General features: G+C 63.5%; 22 protein-coding genes. 4 read left to right on the plus strand and 18 right to left on the minus strand.

All coding sequences use genetic code 11. The annotated features are described in order from the left end of the window. Positions 1-12: 12 nt before the first annotated feature. Positions 13-1,260 carry a kynureninase gene (gene kynU, locus FJW07_RS12760; protein ID WP_140857153.1) on the minus strand — a complete coding sequence of 416 codons (1,248 nt, stop codon included), beginning with the start codon at positions 1,258-1,260 and terminating at the stop codon, positions 13-15. A gap of 449 nt (positions 1,261-1,709) precedes the next feature. On the opposite strand from kynU, the gene lexA reads away from it, so the two are divergent. Beyond that, the gene (gene lexA / locus FJW07_RS12765; protein ID WP_140642666.1) at positions 1,710-2,444 is read left to right on the plus strand and encodes a transcriptional repressor LexA; all 735 of its coding nucleotides are present in this window, start codon (positions 1,710-1,712) and stop codon (positions 2,442-2,444) included. Between the two features lie 40 nt (positions 2,445-2,484). On the opposite strand, the gene FJW07_RS12770 is transcribed toward lexA, so the two are convergent. Then, on the minus strand, positions 2,485-4,926 hold the full coding sequence (locus FJW07_RS12770) for a ComEC/Rec2 family competence protein (protein WP_140856775.1): 2,442 nt from the start codon (positions 4,924-4,926) through the stop codon (positions 2,485-2,487). 103 nt (positions 4,927-5,029) lie between these two features. Between FJW07_RS12770 and gltX the strand changes: the two genes are divergently transcribed. Both gltX and gltA read left to right on the plus strand, forming a co-directional pair. Continuing rightward, on the plus strand, positions 5,030-6,454 hold the full coding sequence (gltX, locus tag FJW07_RS12775; protein ID WP_140856777.1) for a glutamate--tRNA ligase: 1,425 nt from the start codon (positions 5,030-5,032) through the stop codon (positions 6,452-6,454). Positions 6,455-6,633: 179 nt separating this feature from the next. Next, positions 6,634-7,962 carry a citrate synthase gene (gene gltA, locus FJW07_RS12780; RefSeq protein ID WP_140653109.1) on the plus strand — a complete coding sequence of 443 codons (1,329 nt, stop codon included), beginning with the start codon at positions 6,634-6,636 and terminating at the stop codon, positions 7,960-7,962. Positions 7,963-8,008: 46 nt separating this feature from the next. On the opposite strand, the gene lpxB is transcribed toward gltA, so the two are convergent. From lpxB to FJW07_RS12845, 13 genes are all read right to left on the minus strand, one after another. Next, a complete protein-coding gene (gene lpxB / locus FJW07_RS12785; RefSeq protein ID WP_140856779.1) occupies positions 8,009-9,175 on the minus strand; it encodes a lipid-A-disaccharide synthase in 1,167 nt (388 codons plus the stop codon). Next, a complete protein-coding gene (gene lpxI, locus FJW07_RS12790) occupies positions 9,165-10,082 on the minus strand; it encodes a UDP-2,3-diacylglucosamine diphosphatase LpxI (RefSeq protein ID WP_140642675.1) in 918 nt (305 codons plus the stop codon). Before lpxI ends, lpxB begins: the two co-directional genes overlap by 11 nt. Further along, positions 10,069-10,905 (minus strand): acyl-ACP--UDP-N-acetylglucosamine O-acyltransferase, encoded by an 837-nt coding sequence (lpxA, locus tag FJW07_RS12795; RefSeq protein ID WP_140856781.1) that lies wholly within the window; start codon positions 10,903-10,905, stop codon positions 10,069-10,071. Before lpxA ends, lpxI begins: the two co-directional genes overlap by 14 nt. A 15-nt stretch (positions 10,906-10,920) precedes the next feature. Then, a complete protein-coding gene (fabZ, locus tag FJW07_RS12800; protein ID WP_140642679.1) occupies positions 10,921-11,382 on the minus strand; it encodes a 3-hydroxyacyl-ACP dehydratase FabZ in 462 nt (153 codons plus the stop codon). Next, on the minus strand, positions 11,375-12,430 hold the full coding sequence (lpxD, locus tag FJW07_RS12805) for a UDP-3-O-(3-hydroxymyristoyl)glucosamine N-acyltransferase (protein ID WP_140856783.1): 1,056 nt from the start codon (positions 12,428-12,430) through the stop codon (positions 11,375-11,377). The genes fabZ and lpxD overlap by 8 nt, the downstream gene beginning before the upstream one ends. Before the next feature lie 78 nt (positions 12,431-12,508). After that, positions 12,509-14,872 (minus strand): outer membrane protein assembly factor BamA, encoded by a 2,364-nt coding sequence (gene bamA, locus FJW07_RS12810; RefSeq protein WP_140856785.1) that lies wholly within the window; start codon positions 14,870-14,872, stop codon positions 12,509-12,511. A gap of 218 nt (positions 14,873-15,090) precedes the next feature. Further along, entirely contained in the window at positions 15,091-16,233 is a 1,143-nt protein-coding gene (gene rseP, locus FJW07_RS12815) for an RIP metalloprotease RseP (protein WP_140856787.1), read from the minus strand. A 104-nt stretch (positions 16,234-16,337) separates the two neighbouring features. After that, positions 16,338-17,153: a phosphatidate cytidylyltransferase gene (locus FJW07_RS12820; protein WP_140856789.1), complete on the minus strand. Its 816-nt coding sequence runs from the start codon at positions 17,151-17,153 to the stop codon at positions 16,338-16,340. Positions 17,154-17,165: 12 nt separating this feature from the next. Further along, complete coding sequence (locus FJW07_RS12825; protein ID WP_140653097.1) at positions 17,166-17,885, minus strand: isoprenyl transferase; 720 nt, start codon at positions 17,883-17,885, stop codon at positions 17,166-17,168. A gap of 30 nt (positions 17,886-17,915) precedes the next feature. Next, the gene (gene frr, locus FJW07_RS12830; protein WP_140642694.1) at positions 17,916-18,470 is read right to left on the minus strand and encodes a ribosome recycling factor; all 555 of its coding nucleotides are present in this window, start codon (positions 18,468-18,470) and stop codon (positions 17,916-17,918) included. 84 nt (positions 18,471-18,554) lie between these two features. Next, positions 18,555-19,277, minus strand: a complete 723-nt coding sequence (gene pyrH, locus FJW07_RS12835) for a UMP kinase (RefSeq protein WP_095765617.1) — start codon at positions 19,275-19,277, stop codon at positions 18,555-18,557. A gap of 182 nt (positions 19,278-19,459) precedes the next feature. After that, positions 19,460-20,569, minus strand: a complete 1,110-nt coding sequence (locus FJW07_RS12840) for an aldo/keto reductase (protein ID WP_140856791.1) — start codon at positions 20,567-20,569, stop codon at positions 19,460-19,462. Positions 20,570-20,588: 19 nt separating this feature from the next. Beyond that, positions 20,589-21,116, minus strand: coding sequence for a nuclear transport factor 2 family protein (locus FJW07_RS12845; RefSeq protein ID WP_140856793.1), 528 nt, complete (start codon positions 21,114-21,116; stop codon positions 20,589-20,591). Positions 21,117-21,230: 114 nt separating this feature from the next. On the opposite strand from FJW07_RS12845, the gene FJW07_RS12850 reads away from it, so the two are divergent. Further along, positions 21,231-22,157 (plus strand): LysR family transcriptional regulator, encoded by a 927-nt coding sequence (locus FJW07_RS12850; RefSeq protein ID WP_140856795.1) that lies wholly within the window; start codon positions 21,231-21,233, stop codon positions 22,155-22,157. 54 nt (positions 22,158-22,211) lie between these two features. Here FJW07_RS12850 and tsf read toward each other — a convergent pair whose 3' ends face one another. From tsf to FJW07_RS12865, 3 genes are all read right to left on the minus strand, one after another. Continuing rightward, positions 22,212-23,132 carry a translation elongation factor Ts gene (tsf, locus tag FJW07_RS12855; protein ID WP_140856797.1) on the minus strand — a complete coding sequence of 307 codons (921 nt, stop codon included), beginning with the start codon at positions 23,130-23,132 and terminating at the stop codon, positions 22,212-22,214. A 119-nt stretch (positions 23,133-23,251) separates the two neighbouring features. Further along, positions 23,252-24,031: a 30S ribosomal protein S2 gene (rpsB, locus tag FJW07_RS12860; RefSeq protein WP_140856799.1), complete on the minus strand. Its 780-nt coding sequence runs from the start codon at positions 24,029-24,031 to the stop codon at positions 23,252-23,254. Between the two features lie 195 nt (positions 24,032-24,226). Further along, the gene (locus FJW07_RS12865) at positions 24,227-24,505 is read right to left on the minus strand and encodes a DUF4031 domain-containing protein (RefSeq protein WP_040987257.1); all 279 of its coding nucleotides are present in this window, start codon (positions 24,503-24,505) and stop codon (positions 24,227-24,229) included. Between the last annotated feature and the right edge of the window lie 58 nt (positions 24,506-24,563).

The following is a 24,563-nucleotide window of genomic DNA, read 5'->3' on the forward strand; positions in this document are numbered from 1 at the left end:
GCATCGCCGCGGTCAGGTAACGGTTGTCTTGACCGCGAAGCGGGCTTCTCGCCAGACGCCGGTCCGCAAGATGTCTTCGAGCACTTCGACGGCATTCCACACATCCCTGTAGCCGACATAGAGCGGGGTAAAACCGAAGCGCATGGTCGACGGCGCCCGAAAATCACCGATCACGCCGCGTTCGATCAGGGCCCGCATGATCTGGTAGCCATGCTGGTGAATGAAGGAAATCTGGCTGCCGCGTTTGGCGCCGTCGCGGGTGCTTTCCAGCGTAAGATCGTAACCGCCGCACCGTGCTTCGACGAGTTCGATGAACAGATCGGCCAGCGCAATGCTCTTCCTCCGCACCGTCGCCAGGTCCACGCCGTTCCAGATGTCGAGCGCGCCTTTCAGCGTCCGCATCGACAGGACCGGCTGCGTGCCGCACAGAAATCGGCGGATGCCGGTGCCTGGCGCATAGGCTTGCTCGAAGGCGAACGGCCGTGCATGGCTCCACCACCCGCTGAGCGGCTGCCGCACATCGGCAAGATGCCGCTCGGCCGCATAGATGAAGGCAGGAGAACCTGGCCCGCCATTGAGATATTTATAGGTGCAGCCGACGGCGAAATCGGCGCTTGCCCTGTCAAGTTCAACCGGCATGGCGCCCGCGCTGTGGCAGAGATCCCATACGATCAGCGCACCCGCGTCATGCGCCATGCGCGTAAGCGCCGCCATGTCGCGCAACTCGCCGGATTTGTAATTGACGTGGTTGACCAACACCACCGCCACGCGTCCGTCGATCAGTTCCTCGATGCTCGGCGCGTCCACGCCAGCCAGGCGCAGGACAGTGTTCTTTCCGGTCGAGGCCACGCCTTCGGCCATATAGATATCGGTCGGAAAACTGTCGCCCTCGGCAACGATCACGGTTCGGTCCGGCCGCATCGCCATCGCCGCGTGCAGCACTTTGTAGATGTTGATCGACGTGGTGTCGCAGACCACGGTCTGGCCCGGCGCCGCGCCGATCAGGCGCCCGAGCTGGTCGCCCAGCTCGACCGGCATGTCGAACCATCCGTCCTTGTTCCAGGCACGAATGAGGTCATGCGCCCACTCCTCGGCAGCTGCCTTGCGCAACTCGTCGAATGCGGCGTGCGAGGCCGCTCCCAACGAATTCCCGTCGAGGTAGATCACCCCCTCCGGCAGGACGAAGCGATCGCGCAGGGCGCGCAGCGGATCCGCTGCATCCATCGCCTCGATCTCGGCGAGATCAGGAATTCCCCCCATCATGCTGCCGCCTCCATTTCGGCATGGCGCCTCTCACGGTTGGCCAAGGGCGGTTGTCTCACCACCGTCCGTGCCACGGCAAGAACCTTCTGCGCTATGTTAGCTGGTCCATAGACGGCGAAGACCATGGATCGGATTCATTGCCGAAGTTGGCATTTTGGGTCCGTTTCGTTCACGGTGAAGCACGTTCGCGCAAGAGCCGAAGCGATCCCGCCCGCGCCTTTGTGATGGTGTTCGACCGCGCTTCAGCTTAAGGAGGGCCGCATAATCGAGCGGAATCAATGATACCGCTGACCTGACTCGGCCAGGTATCCCTTGGATGCAACATTGTTTCCGAAGCCTCAACAAATTCACTAAACTTTAAACGGTTGCGGAACACAACTGGAACAGATAGTGTTTGTTCTGGGTTTGTTTTTCTGATTCCGGTTTCAGAACCCAAGGGGGCCGCCATGCTGACGCGCAAACAACATGAACTGCTGATGTTCATCCATGAACGCCTCAAGGAGAGCGGGATTCCGCCGTCTTTCGACGAGATGAAGGAAGCGCTCGACCTCGCCTCCAAATCGGGCATCCATCGGCTGATCACGGCGCTGGAAGAGCGCGGCTTCATTCGCCGGCTGCCGAACCGGGCGCGCGCGCTTGAAGTGCTGCGGCTGCCCGACTCGATCGCGCCTGGCCTGAATGCCGCGAGAAAGTTTTCGCCGAGCGTCATCCAGGGCGGCCAGGGCAATCTCGGACGCCAGGTCAAGCCGGCGGCGCCGTCGCGCACGCCGACACCCAGCAATGACGACGACGCTGTTTCGGCCGTGTCCATTCCGGTGATGGGCCGCATCGCCGCTGGCGTGCCGATAGACGCCATCCAGCACCAGACGCATTCGATCTCGGTGCCGCCGGACATGATCATGGGCGGCGAGCATTATGCGCTGGAGGTCAAGGGCGACTCGATGATCGAGGCCGGTATCTTCGACGGCGATACGGTCATAATCCGCAACGCCAATACGGCAAGTCCGGGCGAGATCGTGGTGGCGCTGGTCGACGACGAGGAAGCGACCCTGAAGCGGTTTCGTCGCAAGGGTGCCTCGATCGCGCTCGAGGCCGCCAACCCGGCGTACGAGACCCGTATCTTCGGACCGGACCGGGTCAAGGTTCAGGGTAAGCTCGTCGGACTCATCCGCCGTTACTGAGCAGAACCGCGCGGCGGTCTTCGCCGGAACTGTGTGCCATCTATTCTGTAGGCTGCGGCGCGACCGCCGGCTTTTCCGGTCGTTGATAGGGCGGCAGCCCCCTCGCCTCACGCGCGTATTTCCGCTGCTCGTGCCAGGGTCGGTACGGTTCTTCGACCGCGTAGCGAACGGTTGGCCGCGCGGTTGCCGATTGCGGATCAAAGAAGATGGCGGCGCTGCCGTCGCGTGCCAGCTGCCGCTTGGTGACGACGAGCACGCGCGGATCGCGGCATGGATTGTAGGCCGTGGCGTCGTCGATGACGATGAGGTCGGCGAAACCGCAAGCAGGCCGGGCGCTGGCGCGGTTCTCGGCGAGCGCGACGATGGCACCGGAAGGATGCCGGCCGATGCAGAGGTCGCCGATGCAGTAGAAGGGCGAGCCGGGCGGCAGGTCGACGGGATCGGCGATGTCGAGGGCGTCTTTAGCGAACGTCTCCGGCGGTACGATTTCCTCGGCTTTCAGCGCCCGTTTCCAGTTGTCCGTGGTGAAGTCGTTGGAGCGCGTGCGGTTGATGGCAAGCTCGCCGCCGCCGATCGGCATCGCCACCAGATGCGCATCCTCCGAGACAAGCACATCCGGGGCGCGGACATGCGGAATGGCCAGCAGCGCGGCGAGCGCGAAGGGTACGGCGGCAAGCCTCAGCCAGGTGGTGGCCATCGTCGCGATGACCAGCGCGACCGTCGCCAGCAGCACCGACTGGATCGAGATCAGCCCGACGGCGTCGACTGGTGAGCGCTCGGAGATCCACGCCGAAATGGCGATCATCGCCGTCAGGCCTTTGCCCATGACAAAGAGGAAGGGGCCGTCGAAGCCGAAGGGCATGGCCAGCGCGCTCAACACGGCGAACGGCATGACGATCAGTGAGACGATCGGCATGACCGACAGATTGGCCAGCAGGCTGAGCGGCGATACGCGCTGGAAGTGCCAGATCGCAAACAACAATGTCGCGCTGCCCGCGATGAGCGACGTCACGGCGGCACCACCTACTCCAATCGCCAGTTTTCGCGATACGAAGCCGAGGAACGAACGCTTTGCCGGCGGCGCGGTCGTTTTGCCGGCGCGATAGTCGGCAAAACCGGCATAGGCGCCGACCAGCGCAGCGGTGGCGGCGAAGGACATCTGGAAGCTCGGGCCGACCACTTCGTGCGGCGAGACAAGGATAACGGCGATGGCCGAGATCGCCAGGTTGCGCATGGTGAGCGCCGCGCGGTCGAAGAGCACGGCGGCGAGCATCACGGCCAGCATGATGAAACTCCGCTCGGCCGCCACCACGATGCCGGAGATCACGAGGTAGGCGGCGATCGAGAGCAGCGCGATTGCAGCGGCATATTTCTTCACCGGCCGCCGCGACGAGAAATCCGGAAACAGCGCGAAGGCGCCGCGCAAAAGGACCATGATCGTGCCGGCGACCAGCGCCATATGCAGGCCTGAGATCGAGATGATGTGGTAGATGCCGGTTCGCCGCATCGACTCGTTGATGGCTTCCGGAATGCCGGCACGAACGCCGACGATCAGCGCCGCTGCGATCTCGCCTTCGGACCCGCCGATGGCGCTCCTGATGTGATCGGCGATTCCTTCGCGCGCGTTTTCCACTGCCGATGCGATGCGCGCGCCAAACGGCGCCTCCACCGGCGCAATCAGCTTTGGATCACCCAGGAAAAAGCCGCTGCCGCCAATGCCGGCAAAATAGCTGTCGAAGGAAAAGTCGTAGCTGTCCGGCCGAACCGGACCTGTCGGCGGCAGCAGCTTGGCATAGCCGGTCAGCATCGACCCGGCTGTCATGCCGGGCGGGATCCTGCGGGCCGACAGCCGGACGCGGTCCGGCGCATAGCGCAGCTTCGGATCCTCCGTGGATATGAGATCTATGGTGAGCCGGACACGGCCATTGGCCATCGCCTCGGCGGTGACGAGGCGACCCATCAGCCGTGTCTGGATTTCCGAACCCAGCATCGGGGTTGCCATCCGCCAGGTCTCGACCTTGGCCGCGAGAAAGCCCAAGGCGCAGAAAAACGCCGCCATGAAGACAAGGTGCGTTCTGTGCCGGGAATGTGAGACCGCCGCGCAGACTGCCATCAGGGCCACTGCCGCAAGCGGCCTGTAGAGATCCGGCTCGACGCTCAGCGAGAAGTAATAGATGACGCCGGCGGCCAAAAACACCGGCACCAGCAGGAAGCCGATGCCGCGGTCGAGCTCGGTGGCGGCAGCGGTGCCGATGCTTCGGCGCAATGCGGGAAGCGAGGCGCGGCCAAGCTGTTTGCGGATTCGGCCGACGCTCGCCGTTATTGCACCGTCACCGGGGGGCATAAACTCGGTAGGTGCCCGCGGCTCCGGAAGCGAAACCGGCGCTCCCTCTTCGGGCGCGGCATGGGCAAACATCAGGCGTTCGCTGACGCCAGCTGTCGTTCCCCCGCCCTCCTCCGCGCCCCGGCCACGTCCAGCCATCGGGTCTGCCCCTTGCGCCCCAGACCGCCTATGCTACATGAACGCCGGTCGCGTGGAAGTCCGCGCGAAACATGCATTTTTTCAGTGCTTCCTCGAGAGTTCCATGTCCGACAAGGTCGTCACCCGTTTTGCCCCCTCGCCCACAGGCTACCTGCATATTGGCGGGGCGCGTACGGCGCTGTTCAACTGGCTCTATGCCAGGCACACCGCCGGCACGATGCTGTTGCGCATCGAGGATACCGATCGCGAACGCTCCACCGAAGCTGCCACCGCCGCCATTCTCGACGGGCTGACCTGGCTTGGCCTCTCCTGGGACGGCGAGGCCGTCTCGCAGTTCGAGCGCGCGCCGCGTCATCGCGAGGTCGCCGAGGAGCTCGTGCGCATGGGCAAGGCCTATTACGCCTATGAGACGCCGGCCGAGCTGGAGGCGATGCGCGAGGCGGCCCGCGCCAAGGGCCTGCCGCCGCGCTACAACGGCCAGTGGCGCGACCGCGGCCCCTCCGAGGCGCCGGCAGGCGTCAAGGGTGCGATCCGCATCAAGGCGCCGACCGAAGGCGTGACGATCGTCAACGACCGCGTGCAGGGCGAGGTGCGCTTCCCGAACAAGGATCTCGACGACTTCATCATCCTGCGTTCCGACGGCGTCCCGACCTACATGCATGCCGTCGTCGTCGACGATCACGACATGGGCGTCACCCACATCATCCGCGGCGACGATCACCTGACCAATGCCGCGCGCCAGACGGTGATCTACGACGCCATGGGCTGGGATGTGCCGTCGATGTCGCACATCCCGCTGATCCACGGCGCCGACGGCGCCAAGCTGTCGAAGCGGCACGGCGCGCTCGGCGTCGAGGCCTATCGCGCCATGGGTTATCTGCCCGAGGCTCTGCTCAACTATCTGGCCAGGCTCGGCTGGAGCCATGGCGACGACGAGGTGATGTCGGTCAAGGATATGGTCGCGTGGTTCGACATCGGCGACGTCAACAAGGGCGCGGCGCGCTTCGACTTCGCCAAGCTCGAGGCGCTGAACGGCGTCCATATGCGCAAGATGGATGACCATGCGTTGTTCGACATCTTCGTCGCCACCTTGCCCTATCTCGAAGGCGGCCCGACGCTCGCGGCAAAGCTCGACGACAGGCGCAAGGCGCAACTGCTTGCCGCCATGCCCGGTCTCAAGGAGCGGGCCAAGACCCTGGTCGAGCTGGTCGACGGAGCGGCGTTTCTGTTCGCCGAGCGGCCGTTGCCGCTGGATGAGAAGGCGGCCGGATTGCTCAACGCGGATGCGCGCGCGATTCTGCGCGGCGCGCATGGCGCATTGTCTGCCGTCGAGGGCGACTGGAGCGCCGCCTCGGCCGAGGCTTCGATCCGCGACTTTGCGCAGGCCGGTGGGCACAAGCTCGGCGCCGTGGCACAGCCGCTTCGGGCCGCGCTGACCGGCCGCAGCACCTCGCCCGGCGTGTTCGACGTGCTTGCCGTGTTGGGTCGCCAGGAAAGCCTGGCGAGGATTGGAGATCAAATCGATTAGCAGCGAACTGGCCCAAGAAGATTGGCATTGAAAGGTGTGTTTCGCAGTGCAACATTAGGCTTGGCCCAATCTGGCACGCACCTCCTAAAATGCGATGGCAAGTTCGCGCATCCCGGTGATTTCGACGTGTCGTTTGCAGGAATTGCCTTGCCGGCATGAGGAACATAAAGGAGTTTGCAATGAGCGAAGCTGCGACAAAACTGGAACCGAGCGGCAAGGCGCATGAGTCGACCGCCAGGCTCGAACTCGCCGGCAAGACCCATGAATTCAAGGTGCGAAGCGGGTCGACCGGGCCTGACGTGATCGATATCGGCGCGCTCTACAGCACGACCGGCGTCTTCACCTACGACCCCGGCTTCACCTCCACGGCAAGCTGCGAGTCGGCAATCACCTTCATCGACGGCGATGCCGGCATCCTGCTGCATCGCGGCTATCCGATCGACCAGCTTGCCGAACATGGCGACTTCCTCGAGGTCTGCTACCTCCTGCTCTACGGTGAACTCCCGACCAAGGCGCAGAAGGAGGACTTCGACTATCGCGTGACGCGCCACACGATGGTGCACGAGCAGATGTCGCGCTTCTTCACCGGCTTCCGCCGCGATGCGCATCCGATGGCCGTCATGTGCGGCGTGGTCGGCGCGCTATCGGCCTTCTATCACGACTCCACCGACATCTCGGATCCTTACCAGCGCATGGTCGCCTCGATGCGCCTGATCGCCAAGATGCCGACGATCGCGGCAATGGCCTACAAATACCACATCGGCCAGCCGTTCATTTACCCGAAGAACGAGCTGAACTTCGCCGCCAACTTCCTGCACATGTGCTTTGCCGTGCCGTGCGAGGAATACAAGATCAATCCGGTGCTGGCGCGCGCCATGGAGCGCATCTTCATCCTGCACGCCGACCACGAGCAGAACGCCTCGACCTCGACCGTCCGCCTCGCCGGTTCCTCGGGCGCCAACCCGTTCGCCTGCATCGCCGCCGGCATTGCCTGCCTGTGGGGTCCGGCGCATGGCGGGGCCAACGAAGCAGCGCTCAACATGCTGGGCGAGATCGGCCATGTCGACCACATCCCGGAATTCATCGCCCGCGCCAAGGACAAGAACGATCCGTTCCGGCTGATGGGCTTTGGCCACCGCGTCTACAAGAACTACGATCCGCGCGCCAAGATCATGCAGAAGACGGCGCATGAGGTGCTGGGCGAACTCGGCATCAAGGACGATCCGTTGCTCGACATCGCCATGGAGCTGGAAAAGATCGCGCTAACCGACGCCTACTTCATCGAAAAGAAGCTCTACCCGAATGTCGACTTCTACTCCGGCATCACGCTAAAGGCGTTGGGCTTCCCCACCACCATGTTCACTGTGCTGTTCGCCGTTGCCCGCACCGTCGGCTGGATCGCGCAGTGGAAGGAAATGATCGAGGATCCGCACCAGAAGATCGGCCGCCCGCGCCAGCTCTACACCGGCGCCACGGAACGCGATTACGTGCCGATTGCCAAGAGATAGGGAATAGTGAATAGGCAGTAGAAAGAGAGCCCCTACTGCCTACTGCCTACCTGATGCACCCCATCACCACCTCGGCGGCGATCTCGCCCGAGGGCCGCTCGGTCGCCATGCGGCGGGCGATCTCTGCAAAGCCCGCCTTTTGCCAGGCGCGCGTGCCGGTGTCGGCAAACAGGGCTTCCAGCTGCCGGGCTAGGTTTTCCGGCCGGACATATTGATCGTAGAATTCCGGCACCAGCGCGCGGTCGGATATCAAATTGGGCAGCAGTGCCGACCACGTCGTCACCATATGCTGCAGAATCTGGCGCGCGATCGGGTCGAGCTTGTAGCAGGAAACCATCGGAACGCCTGCGAGCGCCAGTTCCAGCGAAACCGTTCCAGAGGCGATCAACGCCGCATCGGCCTTGCCGAAGGCCTGCCATTTGCGCTCCGGCTCGGTGATGATTTCCAGCTTGTCGTCCCAGCTGGCGACCGAGGCCTTCACCAACTCGGCGACATGCGGCACCGTCGGCAACAGCAAGCGCAGGCGGTGGCCGCGTTGGCGCAGCGCCGACATCGTCTTGCCGAACGGCTCGATCAGCCGCCTCACCTCGCCCCGGCGCGAACCGGGCAGCACCAGCAGCGTCTTGACGCGATCGCCGGACAGGTCGCGCGGTTGGCTCTGCGCCTTGGCGGCGCCGAGGATGCCCGGATCCTGCGTCAGCCGGTGTCCGACGTAGGTACCGGGCGGCCCGCCAAGACGGGCAAGCGCCTTCACCTCGAAGGGCAGGATGCATAGGATGTGATCGACATAGGGCTTCATCGCCACCGCCCTGCCCGGCCGCCAGGCCCATACGCTCGGGCAGACATAGTGGACAATCGGAATGGCCGGCGCCGTTGCGCGGACCTTCTTCGCGACGCGCAGCGAAAAGTCCGGACTGTCGATGGTGACCAGGCAATCGGGCCGCTCGGCCGCGATCATCGCCGCCGTCTGGCTGATACGGCGCATCAGCCGCGGCAGGTCGCGCAGCACCGCGCTAAAACCCATCAGCGCGATCTCGCCGCCGTCGAAGAGCGGGTTCAGTCCCAGCTGCTGCAAGTGCCTGCCGCCAATGCCCGCGAGCTGAACCTTGCGTCCGGTCGTGCGTTCGAGTGCCCGCACGATGTCGGCGCCAAGCAGATCGCCGGATTCCTCGCCGGCGACGATCGCGATCTTGAGCGGCTTGTCAGCGACCATTAGCCGGCTCCCCATTGGCCATTTGCGTCGCGGGCAGGCCGACAATGAACAGGCCAAGCGCATTGGCGCGAGCAAGCGTGGTCGGACCTTCAAGGATAAGCGAACGGCCGGCTTCGACGGCTATGCCGGCAAGGCCTGCCGCATGCGCGGCCTCGATGGTCTGCGGGCCGATAGTGGGCAAGTCGGCGCGCAATTCCTGGCCCGGCTTGGCGCATTTGACCAGCACGCCGCGCGCCTTGCCGGCCAGCCTGCCGTGGCCGCGCAATTCCCGCGTTCTGTCGAGCAGGCCGGCGGTGCCTTCAATGCCTTCGAGGGCGACGGCTCGACCTCCAATCGCAATCGCAGCCTGTCCGATATCGAGTGCGCCGATGGCCTTGGCCGCCTTACGGGCGGCTTCGATGTCACGCCAGTCGGACTGGTTTGGCCCGGTCACCGTCAATGGACCTTCGCCAGCCGTCAGTTCCGGAACGACTTCGTGCGCGCCGACGACCTTGACGCCTCGCTTTTCCAGGCCTCGGGTCAACACCTTCAGCAGGCCGTCGTCGCCGCGTCGCAACGCTCTGACCACGGAGGGAATTATCGCCAGCAGGCCAAATGTCGGCTTTATCCTGCTCAGCCGCGGCCTGCGCTTGATCTCGCCGGCCAGGACAAGGTGCGTGATGCCCCGGCGCTTCAGCAACGGAAACAGCAGTCCGATGTCTTCCAGCGCGAGTTTTTCCTGATCGTAGGCCGCGAAGTCCGCCTCGCGGTCGACCTCACCGGCGGCGATGATGATGAAGGGCACGAAACCGTGCTTGACCAGGCCATCGGCGACTTCGACGGGCAGGCTGCCACCGCCGGCAATAATGCCGACCTTCGAGCCCGGCGCGAGTTGGAACGCTGATGCGGCGCGCTCAGGCCTCGTCATCGCCGCTGTCTTCGTCGCCGCCACCTTTGAGCGATGGGACGGCAAAGTGTCGCTTGTCGCGACTGGTGATGAAATCAATGATCTTCATGGCCGTTGGCGATCCGGCGAACTCGGCCTTGGCGAGCTCCACATTCTCACCGACGGTGCGGGAACGATCGAAAATCGTCCTATAAGCCTTGCGCAGCAGGTAGATCTCGGAACGCGGCAGACCGGAGCGTTTGAGACCAATGATGTTCAAGCCGCGCAGGCTGGCGCGGTTGCCGACGGCAATGGCGTAGGGAATGACATCGCCGACAAAAGCCGAGCAGCCGCCGAGAAAGGCGTTGTCGCCGACGCGCACGAATTGGTGAACCGCGCTTAGGCCGCCGATATAGACGTTGTCGCCAATCTCGCAATGTCCGCCGAGCGTCGCGCCATTGGCGAAGGTGGCGTTCTTGCCGACGACGCAATCATGGGCGATGTGGGCGTAGGCGAGGAAGTTGCCGTTGTCGCCGACAGTTGTCTCGCCACGGCTGGTGTCGGTGCCGACATGCATTGTGACGCCTTCACGAATGGTGCAGTTCGCTCCGATGACCAGGGTGGTGCGACCGCCCTTGTGCTTGGTGTTCTGCGGCGGCGCGCCGAGCGTCGCCATTGGATAGACCTTGGTCCCGGCCCCGATGGTCGTGGCGCCCATCACCGACACATGGCTGACCAGTTTCACACGATCGCCAATGATTGCATCGGCGCTGATATGGCAGAAGGGTCCGATGCGGACGCCTTCGCCGAGCCGGGCTCCTTCTTCGACGACCGAGGAAGGATGGATGGATGTCTCGACTTTCATGAGCATTTCGAACCGTCAGCCGGTAACCATCATGGCCGAAACCTCGGCTTCGGCGGCTTTCGCGCCGTCAACCATCGCCTCGCAAGCGAATTTCAGCAGGTTGCCGCGTTTCTTGATCTTTTTGACGTGGATCCTGAGCTGATCGCCCGGAACGACCGGCTTGCGGAATTTCGCGTTGTCGATGGTCATGAAATAAACCAGCGACGGCTTCTCGGTGTTGAGGCTGCGAATGCAGATCGCGCCCGCGGTCTGGGCCATGGCCTCGATGATGAGCACACCGGGCATGACCGGCTGCTGGGGAAAATGGCCCTGGAAATGCGGCTCGTTGATGGTCACGTTCTTGATGCCGACAGCGGACTCGTCGCCGTCTATGTCGACGATGCGATCGATCAGCAGGAATGGATAGCGATGCGGCAGGAGCTTCATAAGCCCCATGATGTCGACCGCGTCGAGTGTCGTTGCCACCATATCAGCCATTTCCGTCGCCTTGCTTGCGCGTCCTGGCCATCCTGCGCAGCATCGCTATCTCGCGCATGGCTTCCGCCATGGGCTGCGCCGGATAACCTCCCCAGACCTCGCCTGCCGGCACGTTGTTCATGAATCCACTTCTCGCAGCAAGCTTGGCCCCTGGTCCGATGGTCAGATGATCGGCAAGGCCGACACCGCCGCCCATGGTGACGTTGTCGCCGACGACGACGGAACCGGAAATACCCGAAAGCCCGGCTATAATGCAATTGCGGCCGATGCGAACATTGTGGGCGATCTGCACCAGATTGTCGATCTTGGTGCCTTGGCCGATGATGGTGTCGGACATGGCGCCGCGGTCGACGGTCGAATTGGAGCCGATCTCGACATCGTCCTGGATGATGACGCGGCCGATCTGCGGCACGCGTTCAGGTCCTTTGGCGCCGCCGACGAAGCCGAAACCATCCTGGCCGATCCTGGCGCCGCCATGGATGATGACGCGATTGCCGACAAGCGCATATTGAATGCTGGCACCGGGGCCGATGAAGCCGTCGCGGCCGATCTGGCAGGAACGGCCGATAACGGCGTGGGGCGCGACGACCGTGCCGCTGCCGATGGATACGCCGGGACCGATCACGGCACCCGCCTCCACGATCGCCCCGTCCTCGACATGCGCGAATGGATCGATAAACGCATGCGCCGAGATGCCGGTTTCTCCGGTCATTGGCCCCGGAGTCGCGGCCTGCGGAAACAACAGGCGCCCGACCATCGCGAAAGCTTGCTGCGGACGCGGATGCATGAGCACCGCGATGCCCGGTGGCGCCTTGCTGGCAAAATCGGCAGGACACAGCACCGCGGCCGCCCTGAGCGACTGCATCAGGGCGAAATTGCGCTTGCCGTCGACAAAGACGAGCGCGCCATTGCCACCCTCGTTGGCCGGAGCCAGCGCCTCGATGGCAATTTCGGCCTGATCGGAATCGAGCAGGCTGGCGCCGGTCAGATTCGCGACCTCGCCAGCCGTATACCGGCGTGAAGGCGCGAAGAACACCGGATCGGTCATTCCAGAAGCTATATCCAGCTGGGTCGGATCGGTCCACTCCGGGCCGTCAGCCGGCCCGGAACCATCGCAACCACGAAATTAGAAGCGGGTGGCGATACCGAAGTTGAATTCCTGCACGTTGTCGGTCGACTCTTTCTTGACCGGGATCGCATAGTCGATGCGGATCGGGCCGAACGGCGAGGCCCACATCAGGCCGACACCGACCGAGGCGCGCAGCTTCATGCCAGCCGAGTCTGTGCTAACGCCGACAAGGTTGTTGCCATAAAGCGTGGCCGCATCCGCAAAGACGGCGCCACGCAGACCGAAGCTCTCCGGAATGACTGGAAGCGGGAACTGGGCTTCTGCGGAGGCATTGAAATACGTCGTGCCGCCAAGGTGATCACCGCTGCCGTCACCGGCAACCGGACCGATGCCGCCATACTCGAAGCCGCGGATCATGCGATCGTTGCTCTGGAAGAGATCGAAGATGCGAAGATCGCCACTGCCGTAGCCCGCGATGTAGCCTGCTCCGCCCGAAACAAGGCCGACGATATCAAGCTGCTCGGACAAGGTCTGGTAGACGCTTGCGCGTCCCGTAAGCTTGACCCACTTGGCGTCGCCGCCCAAACCGGCAAACTCGGTTGTACCGGTGATATAAAGGCCCTCATGCGGGTTCTTCATATCGTCGATTGTGTTGTAGACCAGACCGAGACTGACCGAGGACTTGAGCCAAGGGCTTTCCGCAACACCATCCCGAATCGCCTGAGAGATGGTGCACTTGGTTGAATCGTAGATCCCGTTGGTCGTGCAATCGTCTGCAAGCGAGTACTTCTCTTGCGAGATATTGTACGCGAGCTGCGTCGAAATATTGTCGGTGATCGGCAGGCCGAAGCGAACGGTCGCGCCGGTGGTGTCCGTATTGTAGTGATCGTATTCGCGGGTCGACTTGTAGATGTCGAAACCCGCCGCGATGCGCCGGCCGAGGAAGTAGGGCTCGGTGAAGGAAAGGGCGAAGTCGCGCGAATTCTTGCCGCCGCCGGCCGACAGCTTGATGTACTGGCCACGGCCGAGGAAGTTGCGTTCGGTGATCGAGCCTTCGATGGACGGGCCGGGCGTGTCGCCGCCGGTCGAATAGCCGGCGCCGACCGAGAACTCGCCCGTCGACTTCTCGACCACGGTGACCACGAGCACGACCTGGTCAGGGGCAGAGCCCGGAACCGTCGAAATGTCCACGGACTGGAAGTAATCAAGGTTTTCCAACCGCTTCTTCGCGCGCTGGATGAGAACCTGGTTGAAGGCGTCGCCTTCGCTGACATCGAATTCGCGCCGGATGACATAGTCGCGCGTGCGGTCGTTGCCGCGGATTTCGATGCGCTCGACATAGGCCTTGGTGCCCTGGTCGATGGTGTAGACGACCGAAATGGTGTGGTTTTCGAAATTACGGTCGCCGCGCGGCGTCACCTGGGCGAAGGCATAGCCCGAGCCCGCGACCTTCTCGGTCAAGGCGACGATCGAATCCTCGACGTCCTTGGCGTTGTAGACGTCGCCCTTGTGGGTCTCGACCGCGGATTCCAGCGACTTCGAGTCGACCTCGGGAATGGTGCTTTCCACGCTGACGTCGCCGAACGTATAGCGATCGCCTTCCTGCACGGTGATGGTGACCGTGTATTTGTTGGTGGTATCGTCGAGCTCGCCGACGGCCGAGACGACCTGGAAGTCGGCATAGCCGTGATTGTAGTAGAAGCGGCGCAGCAGCTCCTGGTCGGCGCGCAGCTTGTCCTCGTCATAGACGTCGTCGCGCAGCACGAAGGAGAGCCACGACGAGCGCTTGGTGTTGATGACGTCCGACAGACGGCGGCTGGAATAAGCGTGATTGCCGACGAAATTGATCGCCGCGATCTGGGTGCGGCCGCCTTCGTTGATGTTGAAGACCACGTTCACGCGGTTGTCGCCGAGATCCATGATCTGCGTGGTCACCGCGGCGTCGTCGCGGCCGATGCGCTTGTAGGCGGCTTTGACCGACTCGACATCGGCATCCAGCGCCTGCTGCGAGAAGGTCGCGCGCGGCTTCAGCTGGATGGCGGCCTGGAGCGCGTTGTCCTTCAGCTTCTTGTTGCCCTGGAACAGGACCTGGTTGACGACCTTGTATTCCGAAACCTTGACGACCAGGCTCGAACCGACCTGGTTAATCTGAACGTCCGAGAACAGGCCGGTGCCGAACAGCGCCTTGACGGCGTCGTCGATATCGGAGCTGGAGAAAGGCTTGCCCGGCTTGATCGAAATGTAATTGCGGATGGTTTCCGCATCGACCCGCTGGTTGCCGCTTACCTCGACACGCGAAATGACCGCGGCCTCGGCCACCGACGTGGCGGCGAACTGCACTGCGAGCGCGCCTGGTACGACCAGAGCGGCGGACAAAGCCGCCGCGGAAGCGGCGCTCAGAAACTTGGATGCTGCCTTCATCGGGCTTTTGTACCTTTTTCTCGTAGTCCCCACGGCGAGAAAACCGGACGTGCGGTATTTTCCCTTACCGTATTAACCGGATTTTCCCTACACGCAAGGCTCCCGGTTAATTTGTATTTACTTAACCGTACCGCGTGGCTTTCGCGTCACGCATATCCCCACGCATGGTAAACGGCATCTCAATATGACCGGGGCTGAAGCCAAATTTCTTCATGATTTCAGCACCCAAACAGATCGTTCCAAAACACGAAGCCCATGAAGCCGAGCACCAGGAACAGCCCGGCCCGGTAGGCCATCTCCATCATTCGCTCCGAAACGGGCCGCCGTATGATGGCCTCCACGCCGTAGAACAAGAGGTGGCCGCCGTCGAGAGGGGGAATCGGCAGGAGATTGAGAAATCCTATCCCGACTGACAGAAATGCAACAAGCTGCACCAGCCACTCGAAGCCGAGCTTGGCTGCCTGACCCGACATCTTCGCGATCTTGATCGGACCGCCCAGTTGGCATTTGTCCTCGCGTCCAAGCGCAAAACGTTGCAGGAACTGGCCGGTGCGCTCGATCACATGCCCGGTTTCCTCCACCGCTGCCACAACGGCGCCGGCCGGCGTATAGGAGATCAGGCGCGGCTGGCCGAGCTCGGCGTTGTTGACGACGCCGATAACCGCGACCTTGATCTTGTTGCCCAGCGCATCCTGCTGCTCCATCGGCTCCGGCGTGGCCGTAACGTCGATTTCCTTGCCGTCGCGCAGCATGGTGAAGGCGATGGCGTCGCCCGCCCGGCCCGAAACCAGCCGCTGCACGTCGGCGAAGGTCTCCACCTTGCTGCCGTCGACTTTGACGAATCGGTCGCCTGGCTGGATTCCAGCCTTTTCCGCTGGGCTGCCCTTGGTGACTTCGGCGACTGTCGGCTCCAGGACCGGACGGCCATAAAGCGAAAACAGCACCGCGAACACGACGATCGTCAGCAGAAAATTGAACAGCGGCCCCGCAACGACGGTAGCGGCGCGCTTCCAGATGGGTTGCGTGTGGAAGGCGACCTCGCGCTCGGCTTCCGTCAGCGATTCGAGCTCTTCCGTGCTCGGCTGGCTCGATGTCGCGTTCATGTCGCCGACAAATTTGACGTAGCCGCCAAGCGGAATGGCGCAGAGCTTCCAGCGCGTGCCGCGGCGGTCGTAGAAACCGAAGATCTCAGGGCCGAAGCCGATAGAAAAAGCCTTCACGCCGATGCCGCACCAGCGGCCGATCAGATAGTGGCCCATCTCGTGGACGAACACGACCACGGTCAGCACGAACAGGAACGGCACCAGCGTGCCAAGGACGAAGCCTTGTGTGCTGAAGACCGCGTGAAAGATGTCGTTCAAGTCATGCCCTCAAATTCGCCCGCACGCGACACTCCACCGCGACTGTGGCATCAATCCGGGCGAATCCGTGGAGCGCGCCATTTTTCGCCTTACTGCTGCGTCGTTCAGTTCGGAAACAGCCCCAGTGCCGGATGCTCGGCGCCCGCCGCGATCCAGCCCAAGACGTACAGCGCGAACGCGGCCGCGACAAGCCCGTCCACCCTGTCCATGACGCCGCCATGGCCGGGAATGAGATTGCTGGAATCCTTGGCGCCGTGCCGGCGCTTGACCCATGATTCGGACAGATCGCCGATCTGCGAAACGATCGAAAGCGCCAGGGCGACGAGGCCAAGCTGGACGAGATTGCCGGCCCCGGCCGCAACCGCCAGCAGCAAGCCGGCGACAACGCCGCCGGCCGCGCCGCCCAGCGCGCCGCTCTGCGTCTTGCCGGGCGAGATCGACGGCGCGAGCTTCGGGCCGCCGACCGCACGGCCGACGAAATAGGCCGCAATGTCGGTCGCCCAGACCACGGCGAACAGGAAGAGAATCGCAATCAGTCCAGAATGATTGCCGTCACGGACATAGGCGAGCGAAAAGCCGGAAAGAGCCGCATAGGCCAGTCCAGGGGCTTCCCACGGCGCAGGCCCTCCGACGCGGGCGGCAATGGCCGCGACCGCCACAAGGATCGCGACAAGCAAGAGCAGCCACAAAGCCGGCACGCCGGCGATCAGCGCGCCGATGAAAACCAGAATCAGCGCTTCCGGCAGGAAGCCGAGAGCCGCCCCGCTCGCGGGACGCGCCATGCGCGTCCATTCATAGAAGATCAGCGCCGCTATTCCCGCGCAGAACAGCCGAAACGGCAATCCGCCGAGCCAGGTGAGCGCAAGCGTCAGCACCGCCATCACGATTGCCGAGATGACGCGCTGCTTGAGATTGCTCATGCGTGGCGGCGCCTAAAGCGCGACGTCGCGGGCGGCAAGCCCGCCGAAGCGTCGTTCTCGGCCGGCAAAGTCGCGCAAGGCGTCGGCCAGGTGCTCGCGGCTGAAGTCCGGCCAATAGCAAGGCAGGAAGATGAGCTCGCTATAGGCAGCCTGCCAGAGAAGGAAGTTCGACAGCCTGAGCTCGCCGCTGGTTCGGATCACCAGCTCGGGATCGGGAATGCCCTTTGTGTCGAGCGACGCGGCAAAACTTTCCGCCGTGATCGCGTCGCTCGCCATGTCGCCGCGCGCGACGGCATCCGCCAGCCTGCGCGCCGTGCGGACGATCTCGTCGCGGCCGCCATAGTTGAAGGCGATCACCAGCGTCAGCGACTCGTTGTCGGCGGTCAGCGATTCGGCCTCCTGCAACAGCCCTCTGATATCGGGCTGCAGCCCCTCCTTGTCGCCGATCACCCTCACCCGCACGCCGTTCTGGTGCAGTTCCGCGAGATCGCGGCGGATGAACAGCTTCAAAAGCCCCATGAGGTCGCTGACCTCGGATTTCGGCCGCGACCAGTTCTCCGAGGAAAAGGCGTAGACGGTCAGGTAGGATATGCCGAGCCCTGGCGCTGCGCGAACCGTCTTGCGCAGGGCCTCGACGCCGGCGCGGTGCCCGGCAAGGCGCGGCAGGCCGCGCGCCTTGGCCCAGCGTCCGTTTCCGTCCATGATGATGGCGACATGCGCGGGCGTTGCCATGGTCTCGCTTTCGGGCCGGAAAACCCGACCCTAAACCTGCATGATTTCAGCTTCCTTATCGGAAAGCAGGTGATCGATGGTGCTGATCGTCTCGTCCGTCAGCTTCTGCACCTGGTCGGAGCGCTTGCGCTGATCGTCCTCGCTGATGGTGCCGTCCTTCTCCGCCTTCTTGAGGAAATCCATGCCGTCGCGCCGCACATGGCGCGCCGCGACGCGGGCGTTCTCGGCGTAGCCGTGCGAAATCTTGACCAGTTCCTTGCGGCGCTGCTCGTTCAGCTCCGGCAGCGGAATCCTGAGATTGGTGCCGTCGACGATCGGGTTGAAGCCCAGATTGGCTTCGCGGATGGCGCGGTCGACGGCGCTGACCATCGATTTGTCCCAGACCGAGACCGAAATCATGCGCGGCTCCGGCACCGTCACATTGGCCACCTGGTTGATCGGCATCGTCGTGCCGTAGGCCTGGACCTGGACGGCATCGAGCAGGTTGCTGGACGCGCGGCCGGTGCGCAGCGAGGCCAGATCGTGCTTGAAGGCGGCGATCGCCCCGTCCATGCGTCGCTTCAGGTCTTCGAACTCGCCACTCATGATCATCTCCTCGACCCGTTCGCCGGGTTCAATGCTTGTGCCGTCGTCCCGTCCGCGGTTCCGTCTGACGGATCCCGGCCTCGGTTATTTGTCCGCGACGACCGTGCAATGGCCGCCGCCCCTCAGAATATCGCCGAAACCACCTTTTTCGTGGATCGAATAGACGATTATCGGAATGTTGTTTTCACGCGCAAGTGCAATCGCGGCGGTATCCATGATCGCAAGCCCGCGTTTGATGACCTCCGCGTGGCTGATGCGGTCGAAACGGACCGCGTTCGGGTCCTTCTTGGGATCGGCCGAATAGACCCCGTCGACCTGCGTGCCCTTGAACAGCGCATCGGCGCCGATCTCGGCGGCGCGAAGAGCCGCGGCCGAATCGGTGGTGAAGAACGGATTGCCGGTGCCGCCGGCGAAGATGACGACCTTGCCCTGGTTCATATAGGCGGTTGCCTGGCGCTGCGAAAAGCTCTCGCAAAGTTCCGGCATGGCAATCGCCGAAAGCACGACGGCGTCGACGCCGATCTTGTTGAGCGAGGTGCGCAGCGCCAGCGAATTGATGACGGTGGCGAGCATGCCCATGTGATCGCCGGTGACGCGGTCGCCGCCCTTCGAGGCCACGGCGACGCCGCGGAAGATGTTGCCGCCGCCGATGACGACACCCACTTCCACGCCCAGCGCGCGCGCCTCGGCAATGTCGGCGGCGATACGGTCGACCACGGAGACATCGATGCCGAAATGCTGCTCGCCCATCAACGCTTCGCCGGAAGCTTTCAGCACGACACGTCGATAGAGGGGCTTCACCGTCATCTGGATCCTCGAATATCTCGGCGCGGCAATTTTGGAGGCAAAACCGCCCCCGCTTCATCCGGCGATGCTGTCATGACGGGTTGACCCGATACACGAAGGGCGCGGCGATGTCACGCCGCGCCCTCGTGCAAAATCCCAGGCTGTTTCGGTCAGTTGCCGCCTTTTGATCAGTTGCCGCCTCTTCAGTTGCTTGAGATGCTGACCGCCTCGCCTTCGATCATGACCGCGGGCGAATAACCGGCCGGCTTGTCGCCAGTCACGGCCCCGCCGGTCACCCGAACCTGGATTTCCGAGCCGAAATAGGAATGCGGGAACGGCGCGGACGTGGCGCTGACCTTTTCCAGCCGCGCGCGAAGTTCTGCAGGAATCGAAAAGTCGAGCGCGCCGAGATTATCCTCGAGCTGCGCAAGCTTCGTCGCTCCGAGGATGACGGAAGCGATGCCCGGCTGCGTCGCCGCCCAGTTGAGCGCGACTTGAGCCATGCTGCGGCCGAGCTCGGCGGCCACTTTCTCGAGCTCCGCCACGATCGCCCAGTTGCGGTCGCTGAATTTCTGGAAGCCGGGATGCGTGGTGTTGCGGAAACCGTCGAGCCGGCCGGCATTGCCGTCCTGTGTCGGCTTGTATTTTCCGCTCAAAAGGCCGCTGGCCAGAGGGCTCCATACCATGATGCCGGCGCCGTGACGGGTGGCAAAGGGCACATATTCATGTTCGATCGTGCGTTCTGCCAGCGAATATTCGAGCTGCAGTGCCGAGACCGGTTCGTAGCCGCGCAGTTCCGCGATCGCCTGGGCGCGGCCGGCATACCAAGCCGGCACGTCGGAGAGGCCGATATGGCGCACCTTACCGGCGCGAACGAGGTCGTCAAGCGTGCGCAGCACCTCCTCGGCCGGGGTGATCCTGTCCCAGACATGCAGAAGGTAAAGGTCGATATAGTCGGTGCCGAGCCGTTTCAGCGAGGCTTCGACGGCCCGCATGATGTTCTTGCGGCCATTGCCGCCGGCATTCGGATTGCCCGGTTCCGAGTTGAAGGTGAATTTGGTGGCAATCACTGCCCTGTCGCGCAGGCCGCGCTCGGCGACGAACTCGCCGAGCCAGGTCTCGGCGGTGCCGCCGGTGTAGAGATCAGCCGTGTCGAAGAAGTTGCCGCCCGCTTCGACATAGGCGTCGAACATCGCGCGGGCAGCGTCCCTGTCAGCACCCCAGCCCCATTCGGTGCCGAAGGTCATGGTGCCGAGAGCCAGCCGGCTGACGCGCAACCCGCTGTTGCCAAGCGTGTAATAGGTCATGCTCATGTTCTCCGATCGTGTCTGCTTATTGGCCGGGAGTCGCCTTGACCCAGGGATTGCCGCGCTCATGCGTTATCCGGAACGTGAAGCCGTCGACCTTCCAGCCGGTGCCGGAACGCGTCAGGTGGTGCTCGTAGGTGCCCCAGACTTCCCAGAGCGGGTCGCCATTTCCTTCCATCCGGTTCCAGGCATAGCCGTTGGAGCGGACCGTCGCCGCACCGGCGTCGAAGGACACCTGATGGTTGGTGCGCAGATGCAGGCTGGTCTTGCTGCCCTTGAGGTTGCCCGCCCAGGCGCCGATCAGGTCGTCCGAGGCGATGTTGGCCGCAGGCTGTCCAGACAGAGTGCTGAAGTCCGCGGTCACCCGATCCGCAAAGTAGCTGCGGGCAAGCGTCCAGTCCTGCGCGTCGACGGCACGGTCGATGGCATCGGCAATGCGGATGACGGCGCGCTCATCGGCGAGCGCCCGCCAGTCGGACGGTTCTGCCCCGCCGGCGTCGATCGGGGCCAGCGCCATGCCTGCCGCGAAAGTGATGTGCCTCAATGCGTTCATCTTTTTTCTCCCTTGTGCATCAGCCCGCCGCCGACATCTGGCGACAATGTGGACCGGCGCGCCAGCAACGATAAGATTGCATTGTTCGCATGGACCATGCGATATCGTTCATGAATGGATCGCGACCTGCTTAGCCATCTTCCGGTCATCGTCGCTGTCGCGCGACGCGGCGGCTTTGCGCTTGCCGCGGCCGAGCTCGGCATGAGCGCTTCGGCGGTGAGCCACGCGGTGCGGCTGGTGGAAGAGCGCATCGGCCAACCGCTGTTTGCGCGCACGACACGCAGCGTTTCGCTGACCGAGGCAGGCAAGGCGCTGGTGGAGACGGCGGCCCCCGCCCTGCAGGACATCGCCGAGCGGATGGACCGGATCCGCGGCGTGAAGGGAAGGCCGGCCGGCCTGCTCAGGATCAACGCCTCCAACATAGCGATCCCCCTGGCGGTGACGCCGGTGATCGCGGCCATGGCCGAACGCTATCCCGACGTGACGGTCGAGATCGTTGCCGACCAGGGACTTATCGATATCGTCGGCGAAGGTTTCGACGCCGGCATCCGGTTGGGCGAGATGATCGCGCAGGACATGGTCACCGTCAGGATGACGCCGCCGTTCAAGGCCGTGATCGTCGCCTCTCCCGCCTATGTCGGCAAGCACGGCCGTCCACGCGACGTGGCCGATCTCGCCAATCACAATTGCGTCGGCTACCGGCTGGTCCGATCGGGCGCGCTTTACCGCTGGGATTTGAACGACAGCGGCAAGGATGTCGTCGTCGAAACGCGCGGCACGGCCATCGTCACGGATTCGCTTGGCGCCATCGATCTGGCGCTGGCCGGCCTCGGGCTCGCCTACGTCTTCGAGCCGCTGGTGCGCGCCGATTTGGCGGCCGGCCGTCTCGTCCAGATCCTGCCGCAGACGGCGATCGAGGAGCCCGGTCTTTTCCTTTACTTTCCGCGTCGCGCATCGATGGCGCCGAAGCTCAGGGCCTTTATCGACACCGCACAAGAAATCGGCCGAGCATCCATGCGGACACCCGGCCGAGTTGCCTGAGCTCGTAAGCTCTTCACCTTAAGGGAAACGCCGAGCGCTCCCCTCGGATCGGAGCTATTTCTTGACCGCCGCCGCGACTTCCGCCGCGAAATCGGTCGTTTCCTTCTCGATGCCTTCGCCCAGCGCGTAACGCAGATAGGCGGTGATCTTCGCCGGAGCGCCGATCTCCTTCTCGGCATCCTTCAACGCCTTCTCGACGGTGATGTCGGGATTGAGCACGAAGGCCTGCTTCAAAAGCACGACCTCTTCATAGAACTTGCGCAAGCGGCCCTCGACCATCTTCTCGATGATCGCTTCCGGCTTGCCCGACTGGCGGGCCTGATCGGAGAAGATCGCCTTCTCGCGCTCGACCAGCGCCGGATCGACTTCCTCGGCGCTCAGCGCGACCGGGTTGCTGGCGGCGACATGCATCGCCACCTGGCGGGCGAAGGCGTTGGCCGCATGCTCGTTGCCGGTGGTCTCGATCGCGACCAGCACGCCGAGCTTGCCCAGCCCATCGGCAACCGCGTTGTGCACATAGGTCGCCACCGCGCCATGCGGCACGGTGAGCTTCGCCGAGCGGCGGAAATTGATGTTCTCGCCGATGGTGCCGACCGCGTCCTTGACGGTCTCGGTGACAGTCTTGTCGGAGCCCGGATACTTGGCCGCGGCAACCGCCTCGGTCGCACCATAGGCGAGCGCGACCTTCGCGACATTGCGGACCAGTTCCTGGAACTGCTCGTTGCGGGCGACGAAATCGGTCTCGGAATTGACTTCGACAACCGCGGCCTCACGCACGCCGGCATCGACGCCGATCAGGCCCTCGGCGGCGGTGCGCCCGGCCTTCTTGTCGGCCTTCGAGATACCCTTCTTGCGCAGCCAGTCGACGGCCGCTTCCATGTCGCCGTTGGTTTCGTTCAACGCCGCCTTGCAGTCCATCATGCCCGCGCCGGTCAAGTCGCGGAGTTCTTTGACCTGTGCAGCCGAAATCGTCATTGTCGCCTCTTTGTTTCAAATGCGCCGACGCACCATCGGGACTCGATGATGCGCTCGGCAAAAGCGCTTTAGCGCGCCAATTTATTGGAAAGATGAAGGCCGGGACCCGGCCTTCCTTATCAAGCTTCCGGAGCTTCGGCAGCCGGAGTGTCGAGCGCGGGCTCGACCGGAGTCTCGGCCGAAGCGCCGATGTCGACCCCGAGCGCGCCCTGCTGGCGGGCGATGCCGTCGATGGCGGCCTTGGCGATCAGGTCGCAATAGAACTGGATGGCGCGGGCCGCGTCATCATTGCCGGGGATCGGGAAGTCGATCTTGTCCGGGTCGCAGTTCGAATCGATGATGGCCACGACCGGGATGCCCAGGCGCTTGGCCTCGAGGATCGCGATCGCTTCCTTGTTGGTGTCGATGACGAACATCAGGTCCGGCGTCGAGCCCATGTCCTTGATGCCGCCGAGAGCCTTGTTGAGCTTCTCGCGCTCGCGATCGAGGTTCAGGCGCTCCTTCTTGGTGAGGCCCTGGGCCTCGCCGGCGAGCGTCTCGTCGAGCTTGCGCAGGCGCTGGATCGAATTCGAGATCGTCTTCCAGTTGGTGAGCATGCCGCCCAGCCAACGCGAGTTGACATAGTACTGGGCCGAACGCTGCGCGGCGTCCGCAACGATGTCGGACGCCTGGCGCTTGGTGCCGACGAACAGCACGCGGCCGCCCTTGGCGACAGTGTCGGACACCTGCTTCAGAGCCTGGTGCAGCAGCGGCACCGTCTGCGACAGGTCGATGATGTGAATGTTGTTGCGGGCGCCATAGATGTAAGGCGCCATCTTCGGGTTCCAGCGGTGGGTCTGGTGGCCGAAGTGAACACCAGCTTCCAAAAGCTGGCGCATGCTGAAATCTGGCAGAGCCATTCTTTAGTTCCTTTCCGGTTGGCCTCCACGGACACAGGCATTTCGGACGTATGTCCTGATACCACCGGAGGTTTCAGCCGGATTTCTCCCGGGCAGACACCAAAGTCCGTGTGTGGAATGAGCGCGCATATAGAGGGGAAGTCTCATAAACGCAAGCCGGGAAAACGCCCTTACCTGCGGCGATCCGCCCAAATCTCAGCGTTTTACCTTGCCGTTCGGCACCCTGACGCGGCGAAAGATCGCGACGATTTCCTCGCGGCTGCATTCGATGGCGCCAAGCCGAACCGCGCGATCGCGCTCGAAGCCGGTGATGTCGTAATGCGGCGCCGACGTCTTGGGCGGCCCTTGATAGGAGGAAAGCTTGAGGCCGAGTTCGGTGGCGAAGCGGTGCAGCTCGTCCGTGTCGTCGGCAAGGAGATGGCACCAGCGGTGGCCGGCCCATTTCCAGATCGCCGCGTCGACATAGACCGCCATCAGGCTCGCCGCATTTGGTGAGCCTCACACATGGCGTTCGCAAGCCAGGCCTGCAAGC

This window comes from Mesorhizobium sp. B3-1-9 (assembly GCF_006439595.1).
Lineage (GTDB): Bacteria > Pseudomonadota > Alphaproteobacteria > Rhizobiales > Rhizobiaceae > Mesorhizobium.

Excerpts from the sequence above, each read along its gene's own strand:
- kynU (WP_140857153.1), bottom strand. The coding sequence starts at position 1,260 with ATGGGGGGAATTCCTGATCTCGCCGAGATCGAGGCGATGGATGCAGCG.
- lexA (WP_140642666.1), top strand. The coding sequence starts at position 1,710 with ATGCTGACGCGCAAACAACATGAACTGCTGATGTTCATCCATGAACGC.
- FJW07_RS12770 (WP_140856775.1), bottom strand. The coding sequence starts at position 4,926 with ATGGCTGGACGTGGCCGGGGCGCGGAGGAGGGCGGGGGAACGACAGCT.
- gltX (WP_140856777.1), top strand. The coding sequence starts at position 5,030 with ATGTCCGACAAGGTCGTCACCCGTTTTGCCCCCTCGCCCACAGGCTAC.
- gltA (WP_140653109.1), top strand. The coding sequence starts at position 6,634 with ATGAGCGAAGCTGCGACAAAACTGGAACCGAGCGGCAAGGCGCATGAG.
- lpxB (WP_140856779.1), bottom strand. The coding sequence starts at position 9,175 with ATGGTCGCTGACAAGCCGCTCAAGATCGCGATCGTCGCCGGCGAGGAA.
- lpxI (WP_140642675.1), bottom strand. The coding sequence starts at position 10,082 with ATGACGAGGCCTGAGCGCGCCGCATCAGCGTTCCAACTCGCGCCGGGC.
- lpxA (WP_140856781.1), bottom strand. The coding sequence starts at position 10,905 with ATGAAAGTCGAGACATCCATCCATCCTTCCTCGGTCGTCGAAGAAGGA.
- fabZ (WP_140642679.1), bottom strand. The coding sequence starts at position 11,382 with ATGGCTGATATGGTGGCAACGACACTCGACGCGGTCGACATCATGGGG.
- lpxD (WP_140856783.1), bottom strand. The coding sequence starts at position 12,430 with ATGACCGATCCGGTGTTCTTCGCGCCTTCACGCCGGTATACGGCTGGC.
- bamA (WP_140856785.1), bottom strand. The coding sequence starts at position 14,872 with ATGAAGGCAGCATCCAAGTTTCTGAGCGCCGCTTCCGCGGCGGCTTTG.
- FJW07_RS12820 (WP_140856789.1), bottom strand. The coding sequence starts at position 17,153 with ATGAGCAATCTCAAGCAGCGCGTCATCTCGGCAATCGTGATGGCGGTG.
- FJW07_RS12825 (WP_140653097.1), bottom strand. The coding sequence starts at position 17,885 with ATGGCAACGCCCGCGCATGTCGCCATCATCATGGACGGAAACGGACGC.
- frr (WP_140642694.1), bottom strand. The coding sequence starts at position 18,470 with ATGAGTGGCGAGTTCGAAGACCTGAAGCGACGCATGGACGGGGCGATC.
- pyrH (WP_095765617.1), bottom strand. The coding sequence starts at position 19,277 with ATGACGGTGAAGCCCCTCTATCGACGTGTCGTGCTGAAAGCTTCCGGC.
- FJW07_RS12840 (WP_140856791.1), bottom strand. The coding sequence starts at position 20,569 with ATGAGCATGACCTATTACACGCTTGGCAACAGCGGGTTGCGCGTCAGC.
- FJW07_RS12845 (WP_140856793.1), bottom strand. The coding sequence starts at position 21,116 with ATGAACGCATTGAGGCACATCACTTTCGCGGCAGGCATGGCGCTGGCC.
- FJW07_RS12850 (WP_140856795.1), top strand. The coding sequence starts at position 21,231 with ATGGATCGCGACCTGCTTAGCCATCTTCCGGTCATCGTCGCTGTCGCG.
- tsf (WP_140856797.1), bottom strand. The coding sequence starts at position 23,132 with ATGACGATTTCGGCTGCACAGGTCAAAGAACTCCGCGACTTGACCGGC.
- rpsB (WP_140856799.1), bottom strand. The coding sequence starts at position 24,031 with ATGGCTCTGCCAGATTTCAGCATGCGCCAGCTTTTGGAAGCTGGTGTT.
- FJW07_RS12865 (WP_040987257.1), bottom strand. The coding sequence starts at position 24,505 with ATGGCGGTCTATGTCGACGCGGCGATCTGGAAATGGGCCGGCCACCGC.